The organism is Enterococcus sp. DIV0175 (assembly GCF_050529075.1).
GTDB classification, from domain to species: domain Bacteria; phylum Bacillota; class Bacilli; order Lactobacillales; family Enterococcaceae; genus Enterococcus_B; species Enterococcus_B thailandicus.
Window position 1 is genome coordinate 1,779,578 of the sequence record NZ_CP172880.1, and the last position, 19,273, is coordinate 1,798,850.

The following is a 19,273-nucleotide window of genomic DNA, read 5'->3' on the forward strand; positions in this document are numbered from 1 at the left end:
CTCATCAATCAATTATGTGTTTATTTAACCACTAATATTTAGAAAAAGCAAGTATGAAATCAGACTTATTTTTTCCATTCTCCATTTACACCATAAGTACCTTTTTTCATTTCATTGATAATGACATGGATATGCTCTTTTGGTGCGTCCGTATTTTTATGAACAGCCTCAGTGATATCTTTCATCATATTTTCTAATTGTTCTGGGCTACGTCCTTCGACTAATTCTACATGAACAAACGGCATTTCCTTCACCCCCTTTCGCGATAGTTTTCTTTCTTAAGACAAAAATAAAAATGGATGACATACAGCATATAAATCATCTACGTTTTAATTTGAATTCAAGTACTAGTTTTTCAACTAATTAACCTTGTTCTTCCGTACTTTATATTAGCACAAAAATAGGGATCGATTTTACTTGTTTTGAGACATTTTTATGGAACAGAAAAAAACTTTCTAAAATAAAAAAACAGTCAAAGTAAATTTATTTTGCGTTTCACTTTTCGGAATAATCACATACAAAAAATAAAAATTAAGGAGTATTTTTCCTTAACGCCTGTTTGTCTTTTGAAAAAAATAAAACAGACTGGATATCATACCAAAATTGCATGTAAGAAAATAGTGCTCTATCCATAAGCAAACTAGCATCAATAAAACAAAAATGAGTTGAACTACATAGAGCCTTTTCTTGGAATTTCTTTCAGATGTCGTCGAATAGATCGTTTTTCTCATTTATTTTTATTCCTTTTATTTTGTTCCGTTCTAGCTTAATACTACTCGTTCTGGATTGTTCTCCTGCAAAACCTTTTGTTTTTCATTTTCAGCAAAAAACTCCAAGCTTAGCTATCCCATTATGTCATACCTCCTTTTGCCGAATAAGCGATGTTCCCAACGCAACTCCTCTCCACATCATTCACAACTGTCCAAAAATATGAAAAGTTATTTTTGTCAGTTTCTCGCTATCTGTTCAGAGCTAAGCAGTTTGCGCCACAACCTTATTCACGGTGTTCCCAAACTAACTCCTCGAGATAGCTTACATTCACTGCAAAATATAAAGAGCTATTTTGCGTGCTTGCTCGTTATCTGTTCGGAGCTAAGCAGTTTGCGCCACAACCTTATTCACGGTGTTCCCAAATTAACTCCTCGAGATAGCTTACATTCACTGCAAAATATAAAGAGCTATTTTGCGTGCTTGCTCGCTATCTGTTCGGAGCTAAGCAGTTTGCGCCACAACCTTATTTTACAACGTCTTGACTATCGTCCGGCTCATTTGCTTCTATTTTTGCATCACCAGCATGAGCAGGTTTTGTTCCATATTTTTCAGTTAACTCTAAACCCTGAACTTCTAACGCAGGATAGTACTCTTTATTTGCAGCATTCAGATCTACATTATTCGTTGTTCCATCACGTAAAAATGTTTTGACCAATTCATAAATACCATTATCTGCCATCTCACCGACATGTGAAATCACCTGATCAGGTTTATGATAAAATTCTTGAGGAACAATTGTTTCCCCAATTGTTCCATTAGGAAATGAGGCAAGATGCTTCACATCAGCTGGTGTTGTTAGTTCATCATTTTTTGAAATAATTGATAGATAATTTATACCATCAGGAAAAGCGGAAGAATTAATTCGAGTTAAGAAATCTGATTTCCGTGTTGCTTGTCTAATTGCTGGAACAAAAGGAATAAAATCTGGAATTTCTGGCAACCCTTGGAATGGTGCTCCTAAAGCTACATACGTTTCGACATTTTGAGCCATGAATGTAGGACGATAATGTAATGCCCATGCTGTTGCTAAGTTTCCCATACTATGAGCAACAATCGAGAGTTTATGATCTGGGTATTTTTCTTTCAACAACCAAACAGCAGCTGCAACGAATTTCCCAGAGTATTGTAAGTCTGTCGTATTCCTCTTTGGTAAAGTAATTGTCGCTGGAATAAATTCATCTTCTGGTAACTGGGCACCATACGACCACGACCACGCACCAAAACCAGTATTGTCTTTACCATTGACTAGCAAAACAATTTCTTTCTTTTGGCTAATCAAGTTTTCGTCTGGATACACCCATAAACTGTTTTCAACAATGTCCTGATTTAGCTCTTTAAATTCAAGATCACTTTCATACGATTTAGAACTAGCATACACGGGATGTTTAACATGTTTAATGCCTGTGGCAATACCAGCTACACCTATTAGAGTAATGACAAAACAAACAAGTCCATTTCTTTTATTCCATTTCATCCTAATTATCCCCTTTCAAAAAAGTAATTCCTTCCAAAATCCCCTCTTCTGCTTCATCATAAATACCGATTTTATCCATAAATGCATGAATGACTCCTGGATATACGGTCATTGAACCTTCTGTCTTTGCAGCTAGCAACTTTTCAGCAAATGATTCTACTTGCTGTCTTAACGGATCAAATTCACCGACGATGATTTTTAACGGTGGTAATTGGGACAAGATCTTATCCGAAGCGAATAGTGGTGAAATCAACTCATTTGAACGATTGATTGAAGCCCCACAATACCAATCTTCAACCTGTGCCTCCAAAGACGAGAACCCATTAATATACTCCGTAACCAGTTCTTTTTCTTCTTCGCTTTGCGTTTTGATCGCACGCGTATCCCAAAATTCACCTTTTCCTTTTGATGTCAGGTCAACAACAGGATAGTAAGAAACTATTTTTTTTACATAACCAGTGGTCATAATTGACGCATCTAAAATAGCTACGCTGATTGCTAAATTCCCGCCTGCTGAATCACCAGCAACAAAAATTTTGTCTGATGAAATATGGAATAAATGACCTTCCGTTGCCAAAACTTCAACCACTTTATAACAATCCATCAATCCAGCTGGAAACGGATTCTCTGGACTTAAGCGATAGCCAACAGAGACTACTGCCAAATCTGCTCTATCAGCAAATGTTCTACAAATTTGCTCTACATTTTGGATTGAGCCCCCAAAGAAGCCTCCACCATGATAATAAACTAAAACGGGTAATACTTTCCCTTTAAGTTTTTCCTTGCGATACACTCTTACGGGGATATGCCCCTTAAGTACCGTGTCCTCAATTAGCAGGCTATGCGTTGTGATGTCTTTAGCTGACCACCCCATACCATCTCTCATTTGAACAATCGTTTGTGGTGTGCTTTCTGTATTCGATTGTCCTGACGATGGCATTAGCTCCTCTCTACTCCCAGAAGTTAATTTTCCAACTAAGTTTTTTCTTTCAATGTTCATTGTTCCATTACCTTCTTTACTTTTTTATTTTGTGCTTGAATAAATAGCTGATAGATTACTGCACTAATAAGCAACAAGCACCTGACAACAAAAAGGTTGTTGATGTCGTAGTGATTCCAGCCAATTTACTGAAACCTGATATAATTGTAGGATTTAAAAACACGCCCAGATTAATTCCAACTAACAGACAGGTGGAAGCAATATTTTGAGAAGCAGCGTTGCTGACTTCTGCCACTTCACTAAAGACCGTTGGGTTAATTAATCCTTGGAAAAATCCAATAGCAATCACTAACAAAGTAACTAGCACCAAGTGATTCACTAAACTGAGACTTCCAAGTGCAACACCAAGACATGCAACAGCAACCGGACCAGTAAATGACTTAAATCCTTGTTTTACTTTTCCAAAAACAATTCCACTAAAAAATCCACATGCAGTTAAAATGGCTAAATTCAAGCTGGCTTGTGCTGGTGTCCCAATCCCCATTTCGATGAATAAAGAAGCCAGTTTGAAAATTGCAGTCATAAAGAAAGCATAAACAAAAAATAGATAAACTGAATAAAAAATAACTGCTCTTTCTATTGTTACTTTTTCATCTGATGCATTTTCTTCTAAGTCTTGTTGGCCATTCGGTACGACAAATCCAAATAAAATGATTGGAATAATCGCAATGAAATACACAAGATAGCTTAAATGCCAGTTGAATTGTAATAACCATCCTGCAATCAGGCTAAAAATGGTACTACCTAAAGCTGTTAACGCTCCTTGGTATCCCAATAAGCGATTCCTTTCCTCACCACTGTAGTATTTGGTAATTAAAGAATATGCTAATGCATTGAATAAACCTATTCCGCAACCAAGCAAGAATCGTGAAACCAATAAAAGAGTATAGTTTGTTGTAAAAACTGGTGTGACTCCTGCTAAGAGGGCAATCGTTAGCCCCAGCAATACAGTCGGTTTGTCACCAATTTTCCGAGTAATCATTGGAGCAATAAAAACAAATAGAAAAATACCAAAATTGGGGACTGACATTAATAGTTCAATTGAACCAGCACTTCTGTTTGGAAACACTGATAAGATATCTGGCACAGTCGCCGATACAGCTGGCGCGACCATACAGATTAGGGATATCGACAAAATAGCAAATTTGAATAATGGGTTATTCTTACTCATACTAAAAAACCTCCAATTTATTTAGATAGCGCTTTCTATACTTGAATATTAGCTTACGCGATTAAATAAAATAAGAGGCTTTCCTGCTTACTATTAGGGCATATCCTGACCTTTGGATGCTTAGCGAAAGAATTTTGCCGTCTGATTATAATATTTTTTTAGTGTTTTATTTAAAGACTTTGTACTGGCAAACCCTGTTTCTAAAGCAACTTCTTCAATCGTTCGATCTGTTTCGCGAATCAACTGTATCGCCTGATAGCTCCTAATCAATTCTAAATAGCTAATGATTGAAACACCAACTTTACTGTTAAAGTAGCGAGAAAGGTACCCTTCTGATAAATAAAATTCATCAGCAATCATTGAAATTTTCAAGCGTTGATCAGAATTTTTTTGTATATAGTCTAATATTTTGTAAATTTTTTCATCCAACAGATGGCTTGAATTTTCTGCTTGTTCAATAGCAAATTCTTTGACATACATTCCCAATAGTTTCAATAAACTGGCAGTAATCATGACATTGTTTATTCTATCAACTGGTTTCTTGACTAACTCAAACAGCGAATCAAGCTCTGAAATAAACATGGCATACTGTTTCTTGGTAACACTCTCTTGAGAAATTTTTGATTGATTTATCCTAAATTTTGCTATATCCGGAAAATATTTTTCAATCCACGGTGTTGGAAAAATAATTGTAAGTACACTATCCGGATAAGAAGTTTCCTTGATATTTCGTATACCATGTATTTCAAATGGATTGACAAATACTGCTTCACCTTCATTAACTGTATAATTTTTTCCTTCGATAAAGTAACTATCAACCTTTCCTTTAGCGACATAAGTTATCTCAATCTCTTTATGCCAATGACGCAAAATTTGTGTTTCCTCGGCCTTTTGGATAATAAAGATAGCTGGAAATTCACTGTTCTCAATAAACTGTTCCAACTTATACTGCATCAACTGTAGCCTCCTCACCATTCATTTCTACAAACAGAACCACTTTTTCGTTTGATATGTTGGTTTCTCTTTTTCACTAATTATAACACCCCTTATTCTCTACACTTGCTAAATAAAAGAAAAAAGGATTAGTTGGCTATCACCTAACTAATCCTCATTTATTTTCTTATCTTGTTCCTACCCATTTTCAAAGTTGACAATCCCTAAAAATGAAACCCTTACTCACTTAAAAAATAGCCTGAATCATCAATAATCACTTCTCACAACCAGGTTTACTGCCTTCATTTGAGTGCAACTATTTTTTTGCACGTAACGCACTTAAAATCGAGACTGTATCAACTACTTCTTGTAACATAGCTCCCAAGAGTGCAGGGATTATTCCAAAACTTGCGATCAACATGAGTGCAATACAAATAAAAATGCCAATTAAGACTGATTGGCGTGCAATACGCATCGTTTCTTTGGCAATCAAAACAGCTTCAGGAACTCGTGTCAAATCATCTTTTAAAATGACTACGTCTGCACTTTCGCTAGCGGCTGTTGCACCATGTGCCCCCATTGCAATACCAACATCTGCTGCACTTAGCGCAGGTGCGTCGTTCACGCCATCACCTACCATCGTTACTGGTCGTTGTTTCTCAGGGACATCCGCTAAAATCTGCCATTTATCTTGTGGTAAACATTGCGCATGAACCGTCGTGATTCCGACTTTTTTGGCGATTGTTTGCGCCACAGTTTGATTGTCCCCAGTTAGCATCATCACCTGTTTCAAGTGGAAATCTTTCAGTTGCTTGATGGCATTTGTTGCCTCAGGACGAATCACATCTGCAAAGTGGATTGTGCCAACAAATTCTCGATCAAAAGCAACATAAATAATGGTTTCTTCCGAAGCAATTTCGGGTACGCCCAGCCATTTGGCTCTGCCAACTTGAAGAAAGTGATTATCAATTCTTGCTTCTATTCCTTGACCAACAATTTCTTTTAATTCTGAAGTTGGCAACAGTTTTTGATTTTTTGCGTAACTAACTAATGAACGAGCTAAAATATGGCTTGATTCTTGTTCTGCACTAGCTGCATACATTAGTAATTCTTCTTTTGACAATTTACCAGCTGGTTGAACTGCTGTCACCTCCAATTGTCCCTTGGTGATTGTCCCGGTTTTATCAAAAGCAATCGTTTTAGTCACTGCTAGCTTTTCAAGCGTGGTGCCATTTTTAACAACGATTCCATTTTTACTCGAACGACTCATTCCGGCAACAAGTGCGACGGGCGCTGCCAAAATTAAGGGGCAAGGTGAAGCAACAACTAAGACTTCGACAAAACGATGTGGATCACCTGAAAGCCACCAAGCGATTCCGCCAATGAAATAAGCTACCAATGTAAATGGGACTGCATAGCGATCTGCCATTCGGACAAACTTTGCAGGTTTTTCTTTCGATTCTTGAACCAGATTAAGAATCAATTGATATTGGCTATCTGCAGCACGTTTTTCGACCCGCATTTCTAATGAACGATCACCATTGATTGAACCAGACAATAACATATCACCGATATTCTTAGTAATGGGTTGTGATTCACCTGTTAGTGAAGACTCATCTATTTCCGAGCTTCCTTTGATTACTCGCCCATCAACAGGGACTGTTTCACCCGGTTTAACAACTAGTTTATCGTTGACTTCGATTTGCTCGACGGGTAATTCTTGCCAATTTCCATCAATCCACTTATGTGCTGTTTGAGGTGTATTATCAAGCAGTGCTTGTAACTCTTTACTAGCTTTTTGATTCGCATAATCTTCTAGACTATCGCCACCCGTTAACATAATCAAAATCATCAAGCTCGCCCAATATTCTTTCACTATTAACGTTGCTACAATCGCTGTAATTGCTAAAATATCGACGCCATATTTTCCTGAGCGTAATGTTTTGATCATTTCGAGGAACATCAAAAAGGCAAGAATACCACCAGTAACTGCAATCAAGAAAAATGCCAGTTGAGACTGATGAAAAATAAATTCACTGATTAACGCTATCCCACCAATCAATACTGTTAAAAGAAATTTTTTTAAATGTGTCATCTTTCTCAACCTTCTTTCACTTTCAAGCATAGGCGTTCTTTTCTCGTTTTTAAACTAATACGTGCTAAATGAAAACAACTATCATTCTTGTTTATTCTTTCCTTTTTCACATATTACTTTGACTAAGCTGTTACCAAACTTTTTTTCACTAACTTTTAAAAAATACCTTTTTTCCCATAATTGTGCTATACTTTTAGTTCGTTATTTAAGGCGGAAGGAGCAAATAAGCCATGAATGAAAGACAAATGGAACAAGCACATGTGGACGAAACCGTTCAATTAATCCAGCTTGAACAAAAATTATTAAACAGTAAGCAACAAGAATTGACCCAAGAAATGAATACCTCAACAAAGGAAACAGCTAATCACCGTATCCGTGCTGGTTCTAATGAGTCATTTTACGAGTCTGCTGTTGAATACCGCCAACATGAACAAGAACTACTGTTAAAATATCATACTCTCGATGCACAACAGCATCGTTTACAGACTTTAGATGTCATGCAAGGGAATCCCTATTTTGCCCGCATTGATTTTAAAGAAGAAAATGAAGCAGAAACCCTTTATTTAGGGATTGCTTCTTTACGTGATTTGACCGAAGAAACAATTGTCATCGACTGGCGCGCACCAATTGCCAATCTTTATTATGAAGGTGAAATCGGACCTGCTTACTATGAAACAGATGTCGAACGTATGACCGTGGAGTTGTTACTTAAACGCCAATTCAAAATCCAAGACGGCGAGATTCTCTCAATGGTAGACACTTCTGAAGTAATCAACGATGATTTTTTACTAGAGATTTTAGATGAAGCTTCAAGTACCCATATGAAAAATATCGTTTCGACAATCCAAAAAGCACAAAATGCAATCATCCGCGATACAACTAGCAAAGTAATGCTGATTGAAGGAATCGCAGGAAGTGGAAAAACTTCTGCTTTGCTTCAACGAATTGCTTTTTTACTGTACCATAATCGGAAATGGTTAGATGCGGAACACGTATTGTTATTTTCACCCAACCATTTATTCTCAGACTATATTTCAACTGTCTTACCTTCTCTTGGTGAAAGTGGTGTCCCAACCAAGACATTTAGAAGCTATATAGAAGAACTGCTACAAGATTATTCGCTAGTTGAAGAAGATCAACAAGAACATGGTTTTTTATTTGGAAAGAATGATCCAATCCACGACTTAAAAAATGGCTTAACACTAGTTGACCATATCAATAATTATGTGAAGGCAATTACGAATTATGGACCTTTATTCCGTGACATGAAAATCAATGGACGAACCATTCTCGCAAAAGATTCTATACGAAAATGGTACCAAGAAACAAATACTTTGTTACCATTGCATCAACGTCTTTCTCTGCTGCAAACAAAGCTACTTAAAAAATTAGGTGGCTTACAAAAAGATGAAACGCGTCAACAATGGGTGAAAGATTTAGCTGAAGAACAATTGCAAGAATTATACGCAACTGATCCAAACCTTGAGTACACAGAGCAAAAAGAAAAATCTTTACGCAAAAAACTGGCAAATCAAATCGTACGTAAAAAATTTCGTCGTGTTCATCGTGGTATTACCAGCTATCAATTTGTGAATATGCCTAAACAATATCTCCACTTTTTACAAAGTGTTCCAGAAAAAGCACTAGTTTCCCATGGGATTTCCAAAGAACAATGGACAAAACAAATTGCTGAGATTCGTCTAAATTTTCGTCAAAAACAAATGAAACAAGAAGATGCTGTTTTATTCTTCTTGCTAATGCGTCGCACATTTCCAGTAACAATCACTCAGAAAGCTCGTTATGTTTTTATTGATGAAATGCAAGATTTCGCACCTTCACAGGTTGCCCTGCTTCAAGCACTTTATCCAAAAGCAAACTTAACTTTCTGTGGCGATCTCAATCAAAATGTCTTTGGTAATGAAACCATCGTTGGTTCTCTTCCACAGCTTTTTGACAATCAAGAGGTCACACGTTTCCAATTAACAACCAGTTACCGTTCAACTAAAGAAATCACTGACTTCGCAAATCATTTCTTATCCAAAGAAGATCGTGTCGAAACAACTGCTCGAAAAGGTGATAAACCAGTCATCATCGAAGCTTCAACTGCTGAAAAACAACTTCATTGGTTTGAAGAAACACTTGAACAAACGCAAGCCAAAGCAAAACACTGGCGGACAGCAATCATTGCTAAAACACAAGAGGAATGTGAACAGTTATATGAACAATTCCCTGAAAATTTGAAACAACAAGTTCAATTGATTCTTGATGAGGAAGACTTTATGAAACGTTCAATTATTCTGTTACCTGCCTTCTTGGCAAAAGGACTTGAATTCGATCGCGTCTTCTTATGGAATATTAACGATGAGCAGTTCCACACAGAACAAGACAAGCTAATTTTGTATACTATGTGTACACGCGCAATGCACGAATTAACACTGTTTACGTCCTTCAATAAGAGTCCATTATTGAAGGCAATTGATTCTTTGACTTATAACAAAGAAGTGATTTAAAGCATTTTACCAAAAAAAGGGGTACGACAAAAAGCTTGTCGTACCCCTTTTTGAATATACGAATAAAGGTTATTCAAAAACAACTCCTCGGCATAGTTTGCATCCACTTCAAACTTATGGAAAGCTATTTTAAATAAAGCATCCTTATTGCTTGGAGCTGCAACCTCATTCACCGTATTCAATAAGTAACTTCTTTCAAATAAGTCTAAATTTGACAAAAATTTGAAAAATCATTTCTGAAAATTTCTCCTTATTTCTCGAAACTGACTATTTCTGTCACAACCTTACAATAATCTAAAGTAAAAAAAGAGAGAAGCATCAGCGTCAGCCGATGTTCCCCTCCCCTCTTAATATGTTTATGCTGTACCGATTACCAAAAAATTAGTATCTGCACCGAAAATTTTTATATTATTCAGGTATCTGCAAATCTGTTTCCGGATATTTCAAACTAACTAAAGTCACGATCATTCGTAATTCTTCAATGTTTTCTGGAAATTCGGGATCAAATATTTTACTATGACGCCCCACTCCACCATTGTCGATCAAACGATAAATTCGATTCCAGTCAATAAATTGTTCAATTGTTTGAAAATGACTGATTGGATATCCTCCGCTGTCCAAAATTTCGGTCAAGCGAAACACGAGATAGGCACTGTCGATGATTTTCTCTTTGGATGAAGTAACAGTTGGATCTTGTTCAATCAAAATCTTCTCTGGTTGATGTTTCAGACTCCATTCTAACAACAAAAAGAAAGCTTCCATTCGATACCCCTCGTTAAACAGCTGGAAAGAGGTTTCAGCATTTTTAAACAAGAGTGGAATCAAATAATTCTTTTGATAAATGAGCATGGGTACTCGATCAATTGCACATTCCAAATAACGATTCAAATAACCTATCCCAGTATAATTTCCTAAACGATAGCCTTCTACACCAAATCTTGCATACTTATGTGCGATACTTGAGCAATCAGCAATATTTACCGCTAATTCTTCTACTTTTTCGTAACCGCTTAATATTCTATCGAAAGGTTCCAAAATTATTTTTGCTTCCATCATTATTCCTCGCCCAAATTCCAATATACTCTGTATCATTTCAAAATAATACCTGTAACCTTATGATACCACAGGTGAAATGGAATAAAAAACAAAAATCAACTAGTAAAATCTTTCCTTCATCAAAAAAGAAGCATGGCATCAACCTGCCATACTTCTTTGATTTGAAAAAAGTTTGAACAAACTAAGCAAACGCCTAATCGTCCAATTCAACGTTATGGAAAATATTTTGAACATCTTCAAGTTCATCTAACGCATCGATCATTTTTTCAAATTGTACTAAATCATCACCAGTTAAAGTGATTTCAGTTTGTGGTAACATTTGAATTTCTGCAATCGAAAATTCTGTAATGCCTTTTTCTTTCAATGCTTCTTGGATAGCGTGGAAATCAGGAACTTCACCATAAACGATGATTTGTCCTTCTTCTTCGATGACATCACGAACATCGATATCTTTTTCCATTAAATATTCAAGAATTTCATCCGCATCGTCGCCAGCAAAACCAAAAATAGCTGTGTTATCAAACATATAAGAAACGGCACCAGAGACACCCATGTTTCCGCCGTTCTTACCAAAAGCTGCACGAACATCTGCTGCAGTTCGGTTCACATTGTTTGTCAATGTATCAACAATCACCATCGAGCCATTTGGTCCAAATCCTTCATAGCGCAATTCAGAATATGTTTCGTCTCCTGAACCTTTTGCTTTTTCAATGGCGCGGTCAATAATATGTTTAGGCACATTATAGGTTTTCGCACGATCAATAACGAAATGTAACTTTTGGTTAGCGTGTGGGTCAGGTTCACCTGATTTCGCTGCCGCATAAATTTCAATCCCGAATTTTGCATAAATTCGACTGTTGTTTGCATCTTTAGCAGTTTTCTTTGCCACAATATTAGCCCATTTACGACCCATATTTTCACTTCGCTTTCTCTTTTTCTAGTTCCGTAACGCAAAAACGTCCTGTTTCATTATACTTGTGAATCCTAATTCTGTGAAGCTTTTTTTCATTATTCCCATTTTATCAAAAAATCAGCAATTTATTTTCTCTATCCCTTGATTAGAATTGGCATTCGGCCAAAATTTTGTTCAATCAACTGACTGTTCGCTAAACAATAAATTTGATCGCTACGAATTAATAACTGTGCTTCTGTGGCTTCTTTTTTCCCTATTCGTGAATAGACATGACTAATGTCTTGTTTTTTTTCTTTCAGAAACTGTCTCCCCGCTTCAGTAAATCCTAATATGTGAAGATAATTTTTTTCTTGCTGCGCGAAAATTTCAGATTCCGTTATATTTAATAACACGTAGCACGCCAATCGTTGGATTCTTGTCCAAGTATAACGTTTCGTCTTAACCAAAGATACGAAAGAATGAAAGTCTGTAGATTGCTTCGCAGCTTCTTGTAAGCGAACTTCTAAGCCTTCCGTCATTTGATAAATTTCCTTCAATTGTGTTACATGCGTCGATAATAATTTATAACGCAGATATGGCCATAATTCATCCCAAGTTTGAGTTGGTTTCGTTAGTAAATCGTGAGCTGTTACTTCTGGAACAACGTGTTGAATCTCAGCTTGCCTAGCAACAGCTTCTCGAATGGCAGTGGCACTTGCGATCGTCTCATCAGCAATTTCTTTTTCGTGATAACCAGCACTTTTTCTTTCAATCGGATGCAGTGCCATCGGTCGTTCATACCTTGCATTTTCTTTGGCATAACTCAAGCCCAAAATATGGTTAGGTGAAGCAAAATCAAGCTGTTCATCTTGCAGTAGTGTGCGAAAAACTTCTGTCATTTTTTGTGGATAGCTGATTTTTTGATCGGCTAAATTTTGAAATGCCTGATCAATTTCACGTTGGTTGTCCCAAACAAATTTTCCAAATGACTCGTAGTCAAAATGAGTCGTATTTTCTGTTCCAAAACATAATGAGTCACAGCCTAAATCTTGCAACAACCTCACTGCACCTTTTGCAAAATAATCGGCAGATTGAACTGCCCATTCAACCGGTAATTCGATAACTAGATCAACGCCATTTTGTAATGCTTCATTTGCACGCTGCCATTTATCAAGAATGGCCGGCTCACCTCGTTGCAAAAAATTACCACTCATCACAGCAATGACGACTTCCGCATCTGTCTGTTTCCTTGCCATTTCTGCGTGGTAGCGATGACCATTATGAAATGGATTATATTCTACAATTAAGCCACAACTTTTCATCAGATCCCTCCCCATTACTCTTTTTCTAAGGAAAACAAGAAAAAAGAGCAGCGACATTTGTCACGGCTCTTTTTAAATTCATTCTTTATAGGCTACAAAGAACCAGCGTTTCGTTTCTTCAGTTGGTGTTTCATCTGTAAAATCACCATAAGCTTCTACTTTTGAAAAACCACTATTTTCTAACATGCGCAAATAGCTTTCCATTGAATACGTGCGTTCTTGATGAAGCTCGTCTTCACGGATGAATTTTTCAGGCTGATCCAAATCCTCTACAAAAAAGGTTAAGAAATGTTCAATACTATGTGGTTCTTTTCCTGGATAACTGTCCCATAAAAAAGCAAACTTTTCACTTTGATAGTGATAGCTATATTCTGGAAAAACCGTATCTACTTGATAAACAGAATGTACATCAAATAAAAAACGTCCATTTTCTTCCAAAGCTTGATATACTTCATCAAAAACTTGTTGAACTTCTTGCCCATTTTCCATGTAACATAATGAATCTGAATAACAAGTAATTGCTTCGTATTGTCCTACTTCTGAAAGATCTAACATGTTTCCTTCAACAAATTGGATTGCTGTTTCTTGCTCAAAAGCGCGCTGACTTGCCATCATTAACATATCTTCCGACAAATCAAGTCCAGTCACATTATAACCTGCTTTTGCAAATTCAACAGCTAATGCACCCGTACCACAAGCAAGCTCTAAAATGTTCTTTGTTTGCTCAGGTAAGTGTCTCTTTGAAAATGCTAACCATTGCTGATATAGCGCTTCATCCATTACTTCATCATAAATAAAAGCGAATGTTTCGTAAGCCATATTAATCCAACCATTCAGAAATGTTTACAAGTGGTGCATCTGACCATAATTTTTCTAAATTATAAAATTCTCTTTCAGGTGCGTGGAAGACATGGACAATCAAGTCACCAAGGTCAATCAAGATCCATTTTCCGCCTTCTTTTCCTTCAATGCGTTTCACTTCGTAGTTATTTTCTTCTTCTTTGTCAATAATTTCTTCTGTAATTGCGTTCATTTGACGTTCACTGTTCGCTGAACAAATCATAAAATAATCTGCCAATAACGAAACTTCTCTCACGTCAAGTGCTAAAATATCTTCTGCACGTTTTGAATCTGCTGCTTTTACCGCAATTTGTAATTGTTCTTTGCTATCTATGATAATTTCCTCCTTAACATTTGGTGACAAATTTATTTTTTCGCCACCCAATGATTGTATGTTTCGATTGTTTTTGGATAAATTTGTTGTTCTTGTTCAATTAAGTGAGCTAATGTGTGCTTTGTTTCAAAAGCAACTGCTTCATCTAAGTCGACTAATGCAATTTCGCGCGCGTCTTCTACCCCAGGGAAATTTCTGCCTGGTTCAATGTAGTCAGCAACATAAATGATTTTATCCAGTAAAGTCATTTTTGCTGCCCCAGTTGTATGCACTCGAATAGCATTTAAAATCTCGGGATCAGTAATGCCCAATTCACGTTCAACAAATGAAGCACCCACAAGTCCATGCCAAATCGCATTGCCATAATTCAACAAATCAGAATCAAATCCATCACGTTTGATGACTAGTATAAACTCATCATCCGGACGTTCTTTTGCATAATCATGGGTCAACGCTGCAATACTAGCTTTTTCTGGTGAACAACCATATTTCTCAGCTAATGCTACCGCCATTTTTTCCACGCCTAAGACATGTTGAAAACGACGTTCACTCATTCGCATTTGGACTTTTTGCATCAGTGTTTCGCGAGTATCTGCAGTATAATGACTACTATAATCCATGTTGATACAAGCCTTCTTTCTGAATATAATCAACTACTTTGTCAGGAACTAAGTAGCGGATAGAGCAACCTTGGCGAACTTTTTGACGAATCTTGGTCGAACTAATGTCAATTTCAGGTACATCGACCCAAATGACCGGATACGGTGTTTCGACTCCATAACCAGCACGCTTGATACCTACAAAATGAACAAGATGAACTAATTCATCAATTTTGTACCATTTTGGAAGATACTCAACCATGTCACCGCCGATGATGAAATAATAATCTGTATCTGGATTGTTCTGCGTCAAGGCTTTCATCGTGTCATAAGTATAACTTTTCCCACCACGGCTCAATTCAACTGTTTCAATTGCCAAAAATGGATTGTCTTCGATTGCAAGCTCGAGCATATTCAAACGATGCGCTGCCGGAATCGTTTTTTTCTCATCAATATGTGGTGGTTCATAGGATGGCATTAAAAATACGCGATCCAGTCCTAAATTTTGTCCAACTTGTTCAGCCATAACCAGATGTGCCAGATGGACAGGGTTAAATGTTCCTCCCAAGATTCCAACTTGTCGTTTTTTTTCAAAAACTTGTGGCATTTCTTTCGGAAAAACTTGTGAACGAACAAATAGATTAGCCTGCGTACTCATTAACGACCACTCCTTAGATTGCTTTTACTTCTCGTGAAATGCGTTGGTATTTTTCTTTACTTGATGGTTTATATAATACCAATACACGTCCAATGATTTGAACAATCTCACATTGAACTTCTTCTTCTAAAATTCGTGCAACATCTTCCGCGATTTCATCTGTATTTTGTAGCAAAGTAACTTTGATCAACTCACGTTTTTCTAATGCTTCATTGATTTGAACAAGCATTGCTGAGTTGATTCCACCTTTTCCAATTTGAAAAATAGGTTGTAGGTGATGTGCTTGACTACGTAAAAAACGTTTTTGTTTTCCTCTTAATTCCATTTTCGTCCTTCTTCCTTAAATTAAAGCTTTACGCTTGATTACATCAACACCCTTAGGCGCCCACCCAGCAACAACTGCTGGCTGTGATACAGTGATCCATCCAAGACCGGCAAAAACAATATCTGTTTTTTCTTTCACTGAAAATTCAAAGCGAACTAATTCAGGGAACTCTTCTACCTCGTCAGGACGTGGTGGCTGTAAAAGTCCACCCACATGTTTTGCGTAAAATTCATCTGCTTTTTCGAGTTTTGTTCGATGGATATTCACATCATTTGAAACATAAGCAATAAATGAGCCACGTTCACCACTTACAAAATCAAAGCGAGCCAATCCGCCTAAGAAAAGCGTTTGATCGTCATTCAATTGATAAACTTTTGGTTTGATTTCTTTTGTTGGTGCAATGATCCGCAAATCTTTTTTACCTAAGTAATGTGCCATTTGATGACGATGAATAATTCCCGGTGTGTCAATTAAAGCTTGACCATCATATAAAGGAATTTCAATTTTATCTAAAGTCGTTCCGGGAAATTGTGAGGTAGTAATCACATCTTGAACACCCGCAGTATTCTTAATGATCTGGTTAATCAATGTTGATTTACCGACATTCGTTACGCCAACGACATAGACATCTCTACCTTCGCGATATTCTTCGATTTTAGCTAGTAGATCTTCCATTTCATGTGCTTTTTTAGCACTTGTTAATAACACTTCGACAGGTCTTAGCCCTGCTTCATGCGCACGTTCAGTCATCCATTGGATCATTTTAGGTTTCTTCAGTGATTTCGGTAAGATATCGACTTTATTACCTACTAATAATACCGGATTATCACCGACAAAACGATGTAGTCCCGGAATCAATGAACCGTTGAAATCAAAGATATCGACAACATTAACAATCAACGCGTCTTTTTGACCTAATTCATTTAACAAACGTAAAAAATCATCATCTGTTAAAGAAACATCTTGGATCTCATTGTAATGACGTAGTCTGAAACAGCGTTGGCAATAGACCTCACCTGATTCTAAACCTTTTTCTAAGGCAGATTGCGGTGTATACCCTAGTTCTCCTGGTCTATCTGTTTGAATAATCGAGCCGCACCCGATACAGTGTAATTCTTCACTCATTCAATTCCACCTCGCCAGCCCATATCAGGATTATTTACTAATAAATGGGCCATGATTCTTTTTTCAAAAAAACGATTAATTTGTGTTTTCCAGCTATCCGTCTCAATAATTGGTTTCACCAAAATACTTCGGATTCCTGCGCGATTTGCACCACGAATATCCGTCATGATTTGATCGCCAATCATTACAAGTTCTTCATCAGCAAGGTTCAACTTTTTCTTTGCTTGATTGATTCCCACAGCAAATGGTTTCATCGCACGAGCAATATAAAGTAAATCAAATTTTTCGATTGCTCGCTCAATTCGCTTCGAGTTATTATTCGAAACAACTACAACAGGAATACCAGCATTTTTCATTTCTAAAATCCAATTTAACAATTCTTCTGTTCCATCTGGGTTATTCCAAGCAATCAAAGTGTTATCCAAATCAGTTAACACGGCTTTGATGCCTAAATTTTTCAACTGTGCAGGGGTAATTTGATAGATGGCTTCTACCATCCATGTTGGTTTATAATTTGAAAACATCTTGTCTCCTCATTTGCAAAAAATGAAGGAGCACACCAGGTACTCCTCAGCCCCTAATTATACTGCATAATCTAAAAAAAAACTACCTTTACCATTCAATCCATCCCACACATTTTTGTATCCGTTCACAATTGTTTATTTACTTTCTTTTGTCTTGCTCTTTTGCAAAAAGAAAAACGATCACCACTTTGGCAATCGTTTTTCTTTTATAAAACTTTTTCCAGAAACTGTCGTGTTCGTTCTTTCTTCGTTTCTTCAAAAAGTTCTTTTGGCGCTCCCTCTTCAATTATCTTTCCATCATCCATGAATAAAACACGATCACCAACTTCTCGCGCAAAACCCATTTCATGGGTCACAATTACCATTGTCATACCTTCTTTTGCTAACTCCTGCATAACAGATAGAACTTCTCCGACCATTTCTGGATCTAACGCAGACGTTGGTTCATCAAATAACATGACTTTGGGTTCCATTGCAAGAGCTCTAGCAATTGCGATTCTTTGTTGTTGTCCACCTGACAATGATTGAGGATATTCATCTGCTTTTGTTACCAAGCCAACTTTATCAAGTAATACTAACGCTTTTTCTTCTGCTTCTGCGCGACTGATCTTTTTTACTTTCGTCGGTGCCAACAAAATATTTTCTAAAACAGTTAGATTTGGAAATAAATTGAACTGTTGAAAAACCATGCCCATTTGTTCTCTCATTTCATAAATATCTGTTTTTTTGTTGGTGATTTCTTGACCATCAAATAGGATCGTCCCACTGGTCGGCTCTTCTAGCAAATTCAAGCAACGTAAAAATGTACTTTTCCCAGAGCCAGACGGGCCAATCACTACCATGACCTCTCCTTGAGTAATCTCTAATGTGATGCCTTTTAAAATTTCTTTTTGTCCAAACGTTTTGGTTAAGTGATTCACTTGAATAAGTGCTTCCATTGACAGCCTTCCTTTCATCGGTATCCTTTACCTAATTTTATTTCCCAAACATGTAGCAATCTCGACATCAAAAATGTTAGAACAAAATAAATAATTGCAGCTACATAGAGGGGCTCTAAAGGGAGATACGAATTCGAGATAACGATTTGTGCACTATTTAATAACTCATAGATCCCAATCGTTGAAAGTAGGGAAGAATCCTTGATCAACGTGATAAATTCATTACCCATTGGAGGTAAGATATTTCTTAATGCTTGCGGTAAAATCACATATCGCATCGTCTGCATTGGTCTGAGTCCCAACGAGCTAGCCGCCTCTTCTTGACCAAAATTGACAGCCATGATTCCACCACGGACGATTTCAGCGACATAGGCACCTGAATTCATTGATAAAACAATCATCCCCGGTATCAGCCGGCTAAAGTCAACATCTAATACACCCAGAGTTAATGTAGGCGCATGAACCACGCCTTGTAACAAGCCAAAACCGATCAAAATTTGGATTAGCATCGGTGTCCCACGTAAGACTTCAATATAAGCATTGGCAAACCACCGTAATGGTCGAATTTTTGAAAGTTTCAACAGTGCCATAATGACGCCAATTATTGTTCCAAAAACAATCGTGATAACGGAAATAATTAATGTAATTAATGCACCCGACAGGAAATAGGGATAGTATACCGATAGAAATGAAAAATTCACGTAAT

General features: G+C 37.0%; 20 protein-coding genes and 1 other annotated feature (1 of these 21 only partly in view). Of the genes, 1 reads left to right on the forward strand and 19 read right to left on the reverse strand.

What is annotated here, in order from left to right; all coding sequences use genetic code 11:
• Positions 1-14: a binding site (T-box leader), on the reverse strand (it extends 190 nt beyond the left edge of the window).
• 51 nt (positions 15-65) lie between these two features.
• From IGJ76_RS08350 to IGJ76_RS08375, 6 genes are all read right to left on the reverse strand, one after another.
• Positions 66-245 (reverse strand): 2-hydroxymuconate tautomerase, encoded by a 180-nt coding sequence (locus tag IGJ76_RS08350; RefSeq protein ID WP_067480942.1) that lies wholly within the window; start codon positions 243-245, stop codon positions 66-68.
• A gap of 989 nt (positions 246-1,234) precedes the next feature.
• Positions 1,235-2,245 (reverse strand): esterase/lipase family protein, encoded by a 1,011-nt coding sequence (locus IGJ76_RS08355; RefSeq protein ID WP_075491347.1) that lies wholly within the window; start codon positions 2,243-2,245, stop codon positions 1,235-1,237.
• Position 2,246: 1 nt separating this feature from the next.
• A complete protein-coding gene (locus IGJ76_RS08360) occupies positions 2,247-3,245 on the reverse strand; it encodes an alpha/beta hydrolase (RefSeq protein ID WP_413123932.1) in 999 nt (332 codons plus the stop codon).
• Between the two features lie 55 nt (positions 3,246-3,300).
• Positions 3,301-4,416 (reverse strand): MFS transporter, encoded by a 1,116-nt coding sequence (locus IGJ76_RS08365; RefSeq protein WP_430596554.1) that lies wholly within the window; start codon positions 4,414-4,416, stop codon positions 3,301-3,303.
• 120 nt (positions 4,417-4,536) lie between these two features.
• Positions 4,537-5,370: an AraC family transcriptional regulator gene (locus IGJ76_RS08370; protein WP_430596555.1), complete on the reverse strand. Its 834-nt coding sequence runs from the start codon at positions 5,368-5,370 to the stop codon at positions 4,537-4,539.
• A 295-nt stretch (positions 5,371-5,665) separates the two neighbouring features.
• Positions 5,666-7,444, reverse strand: coding sequence for a heavy metal translocating P-type ATPase (locus tag IGJ76_RS08375; RefSeq protein WP_271026795.1), 1,779 nt, complete (start codon positions 7,442-7,444; stop codon positions 5,666-5,668).
• Positions 7,445-7,674: 230 nt separating this feature from the next.
• On the opposite strand from IGJ76_RS08375, the gene helD reads away from it, so the two are divergent.
• Positions 7,675-9,954 carry an RNA polymerase recycling motor HelD gene (gene helD, locus IGJ76_RS08380; RefSeq protein WP_095803721.1) on the forward strand — a complete coding sequence of 760 codons (2,280 nt, stop codon included), beginning with the start codon at positions 7,675-7,677 and terminating at the stop codon, positions 9,952-9,954.
• On the opposite strand, the gene IGJ76_RS08385 is transcribed toward helD, so the two are convergent.
• The 13 genes from IGJ76_RS08385 to IGJ76_RS08445 all read right to left on the reverse strand — a co-directional run bounded on the left by IGJ76_RS08385 (position 9,951) and on the right by IGJ76_RS08445 (position 19,268).
• Positions 9,951-10,136 carry a hypothetical protein gene (locus IGJ76_RS08385; RefSeq protein WP_140444147.1) on the reverse strand — a complete coding sequence of 62 codons (186 nt, stop codon included), beginning with the start codon at positions 10,134-10,136 and terminating at the stop codon, positions 9,951-9,953. The two genes, helD and IGJ76_RS08385, sit on opposite strands and share 4 nt — an antisense overlap.
• A gap of 226 nt (positions 10,137-10,362) precedes the next feature.
• The gene (locus IGJ76_RS08390) at positions 10,363-11,007 is read right to left on the reverse strand and encodes a hypothetical protein (RefSeq protein WP_067480921.1); all 645 of its coding nucleotides are present in this window, start codon (positions 11,005-11,007) and stop codon (positions 10,363-10,365) included.
• 196 nt (positions 11,008-11,203) lie between these two features.
• Positions 11,204-11,923, reverse strand: a complete 720-nt coding sequence (locus tag IGJ76_RS08395) for a YebC/PmpR family DNA-binding transcriptional regulator (protein ID WP_067480918.1) — start codon at positions 11,921-11,923, stop codon at positions 11,204-11,206.
• A 134-nt stretch (positions 11,924-12,057) separates the two neighbouring features.
• The gene (locus IGJ76_RS08400; RefSeq protein WP_067480916.1) at positions 12,058-13,224 is read right to left on the reverse strand and encodes a nucleotidyltransferase; all 1,167 of its coding nucleotides are present in this window, start codon (positions 13,222-13,224) and stop codon (positions 12,058-12,060) included.
• Positions 13,225-13,302: 78 nt separating this feature from the next.
• Positions 13,303-14,043, reverse strand: a complete 741-nt coding sequence (locus IGJ76_RS08405; protein ID WP_067480913.1) for a class I SAM-dependent DNA methyltransferase — start codon at positions 14,041-14,043, stop codon at positions 13,303-13,305.
• A 1-nt stretch (position 14,044) separates the two neighbouring features.
• The gene (gene rsfS, locus IGJ76_RS08410) at positions 14,045-14,428 is read right to left on the reverse strand and encodes a ribosome silencing factor (protein WP_231885363.1); all 384 of its coding nucleotides are present in this window, start codon (positions 14,426-14,428) and stop codon (positions 14,045-14,047) included.
• Between the two features lie 2 nt (positions 14,429-14,430).
• On the reverse strand, positions 14,431-15,018 hold the full coding sequence (yqeK, locus tag IGJ76_RS08415) for a bis(5'-nucleosyl)-tetraphosphatase (symmetrical) YqeK (protein WP_067480910.1): 588 nt from the start codon (positions 15,016-15,018) through the stop codon (positions 14,431-14,433).
• The gene (locus tag IGJ76_RS08420) at positions 15,008-15,655 is read right to left on the reverse strand and encodes a nicotinate-nucleotide adenylyltransferase (RefSeq protein ID WP_067480907.1); all 648 of its coding nucleotides are present in this window, start codon (positions 15,653-15,655) and stop codon (positions 15,008-15,010) included. Before IGJ76_RS08420 ends, yqeK begins: the two co-directional genes overlap by 11 nt.
• Positions 15,656-15,668: 13 nt before the next feature.
• Positions 15,669-15,980 carry a ribosome assembly RNA-binding protein YhbY gene (yhbY, locus tag IGJ76_RS08425; protein ID WP_067480904.1) on the reverse strand — a complete coding sequence of 104 codons (312 nt, stop codon included), beginning with the start codon at positions 15,978-15,980 and terminating at the stop codon, positions 15,669-15,671.
• Positions 15,981-15,995: 15 nt separating this feature from the next.
• The gene (gene yqeH, locus IGJ76_RS08430; protein WP_430596556.1) at positions 15,996-17,105 is read right to left on the reverse strand and encodes a ribosome biogenesis GTPase YqeH; all 1,110 of its coding nucleotides are present in this window, start codon (positions 17,103-17,105) and stop codon (positions 15,996-15,998) included.
• Positions 17,102-17,629, reverse strand: coding sequence for a YqeG family HAD IIIA-type phosphatase (locus tag IGJ76_RS08435; protein WP_067480898.1), 528 nt, complete (start codon positions 17,627-17,629; stop codon positions 17,102-17,104). The genes yqeH and IGJ76_RS08435 overlap by 4 nt, the downstream gene beginning before the upstream one ends.
• Positions 17,630-17,835: 206 nt before the next feature.
• Positions 17,836-18,567: an amino acid ABC transporter ATP-binding protein gene (locus IGJ76_RS08440; RefSeq protein WP_067480895.1), complete on the reverse strand. Its 732-nt coding sequence runs from the start codon at positions 18,565-18,567 to the stop codon at positions 17,836-17,838.
• Between the two features lie 14 nt (positions 18,568-18,581).
• Complete coding sequence (locus IGJ76_RS08445) at positions 18,582-19,268, reverse strand: amino acid ABC transporter permease (RefSeq protein WP_067480892.1); 687 nt, start codon at positions 19,266-19,268, stop codon at positions 18,582-18,584.
• Between the last annotated feature and the right edge of the window lie 5 nt (positions 19,269-19,273).

What these genes read in the sequence shown, in the direction of transcription:
- IGJ76_RS08350 (WP_067480942.1), bottom strand. Translation starts at nt 245, where the DNA reads ATGCCGTTTGTTCATGTAGAATTAGTCGAAGGACGTAGCCCAGAACAA.
- IGJ76_RS08355 (WP_075491347.1), bottom strand. Translation starts at nt 2,245, where the DNA reads ATGAAATGGAATAAAAGAAATGGACTTGTTTGTTTTGTCATTACTCTA.
- IGJ76_RS08360 (WP_413123932.1), bottom strand. Translation starts at nt 3,245, where the DNA reads ATGAACATTGAAAGAAAAAACTTAGTTGGAAAATTAACTTCTGGGAGT.
- IGJ76_RS08365 (WP_430596554.1), bottom strand. Translation starts at nt 4,416, where the DNA reads ATGAGTAAGAATAACCCATTATTCAAATTTGCTATTTTGTCGATATCC.
- IGJ76_RS08370 (WP_430596555.1), bottom strand. Translation starts at nt 5,370, where the DNA reads ATGCAGTATAAGTTGGAACAGTTTATTGAGAACAGTGAATTTCCAGCT.
- IGJ76_RS08375 (WP_271026795.1), bottom strand. Translation starts at nt 7,444, where the DNA reads ATGACACATTTAAAAAAATTTCTTTTAACAGTATTGATTGGTGGGATA.
- helD (WP_095803721.1), top strand. Translation starts at nt 7,675, where the DNA reads ATGAATGAAAGACAAATGGAACAAGCACATGTGGACGAAACCGTTCAA.
- IGJ76_RS08390 (WP_067480921.1), bottom strand. Translation starts at nt 11,007, where the DNA reads ATGGAAGCAAAAATAATTTTGGAACCTTTCGATAGAATATTAAGCGGT.
- IGJ76_RS08395 (WP_067480918.1), bottom strand. Translation starts at nt 11,923, where the DNA reads ATGGGTCGTAAATGGGCTAATATTGTGGCAAAGAAAACTGCTAAAGAT.
- IGJ76_RS08400 (WP_067480916.1), bottom strand. Translation starts at nt 13,224, where the DNA reads ATGAAAAGTTGTGGCTTAATTGTAGAATATAATCCATTTCATAATGGT.
- IGJ76_RS08405 (WP_067480913.1), bottom strand. Translation starts at nt 14,043, where the DNA reads ATGGCTTACGAAACATTCGCTTTTATTTATGATGAAGTAATGGATGAA.
- yqeK (WP_067480910.1), bottom strand. Translation starts at nt 15,018, where the DNA reads ATGGATTATAGTAGTCATTATACTGCAGATACTCGCGAAACACTGATG.
- IGJ76_RS08420 (WP_067480907.1), bottom strand. Translation starts at nt 15,655, where the DNA reads ATGAGTACGCAGGCTAATCTATTTGTTCGTTCACAAGTTTTTCCGAAA.
- yhbY (WP_067480904.1), bottom strand. Translation starts at nt 15,980, where the DNA reads ATGGAATTAAGAGGAAAACAAAAACGTTTTTTACGTAGTCAAGCACAT.
- yqeH (WP_430596556.1), bottom strand. Translation starts at nt 17,105, where the DNA reads ATGAGTGAAGAATTACACTGTATCGGGTGCGGCTCGATTATTCAAACA.
- IGJ76_RS08435 (WP_067480898.1), bottom strand. Translation starts at nt 17,629, where the DNA reads ATGTTTTCAAATTATAAACCAACATGGATGGTAGAAGCCATCTATCAA.
- IGJ76_RS08440 (WP_067480895.1), bottom strand. Translation starts at nt 18,567, where the DNA reads ATGGAAGCACTTATTCAAGTGAATCACTTAACCAAAACGTTTGGACAA.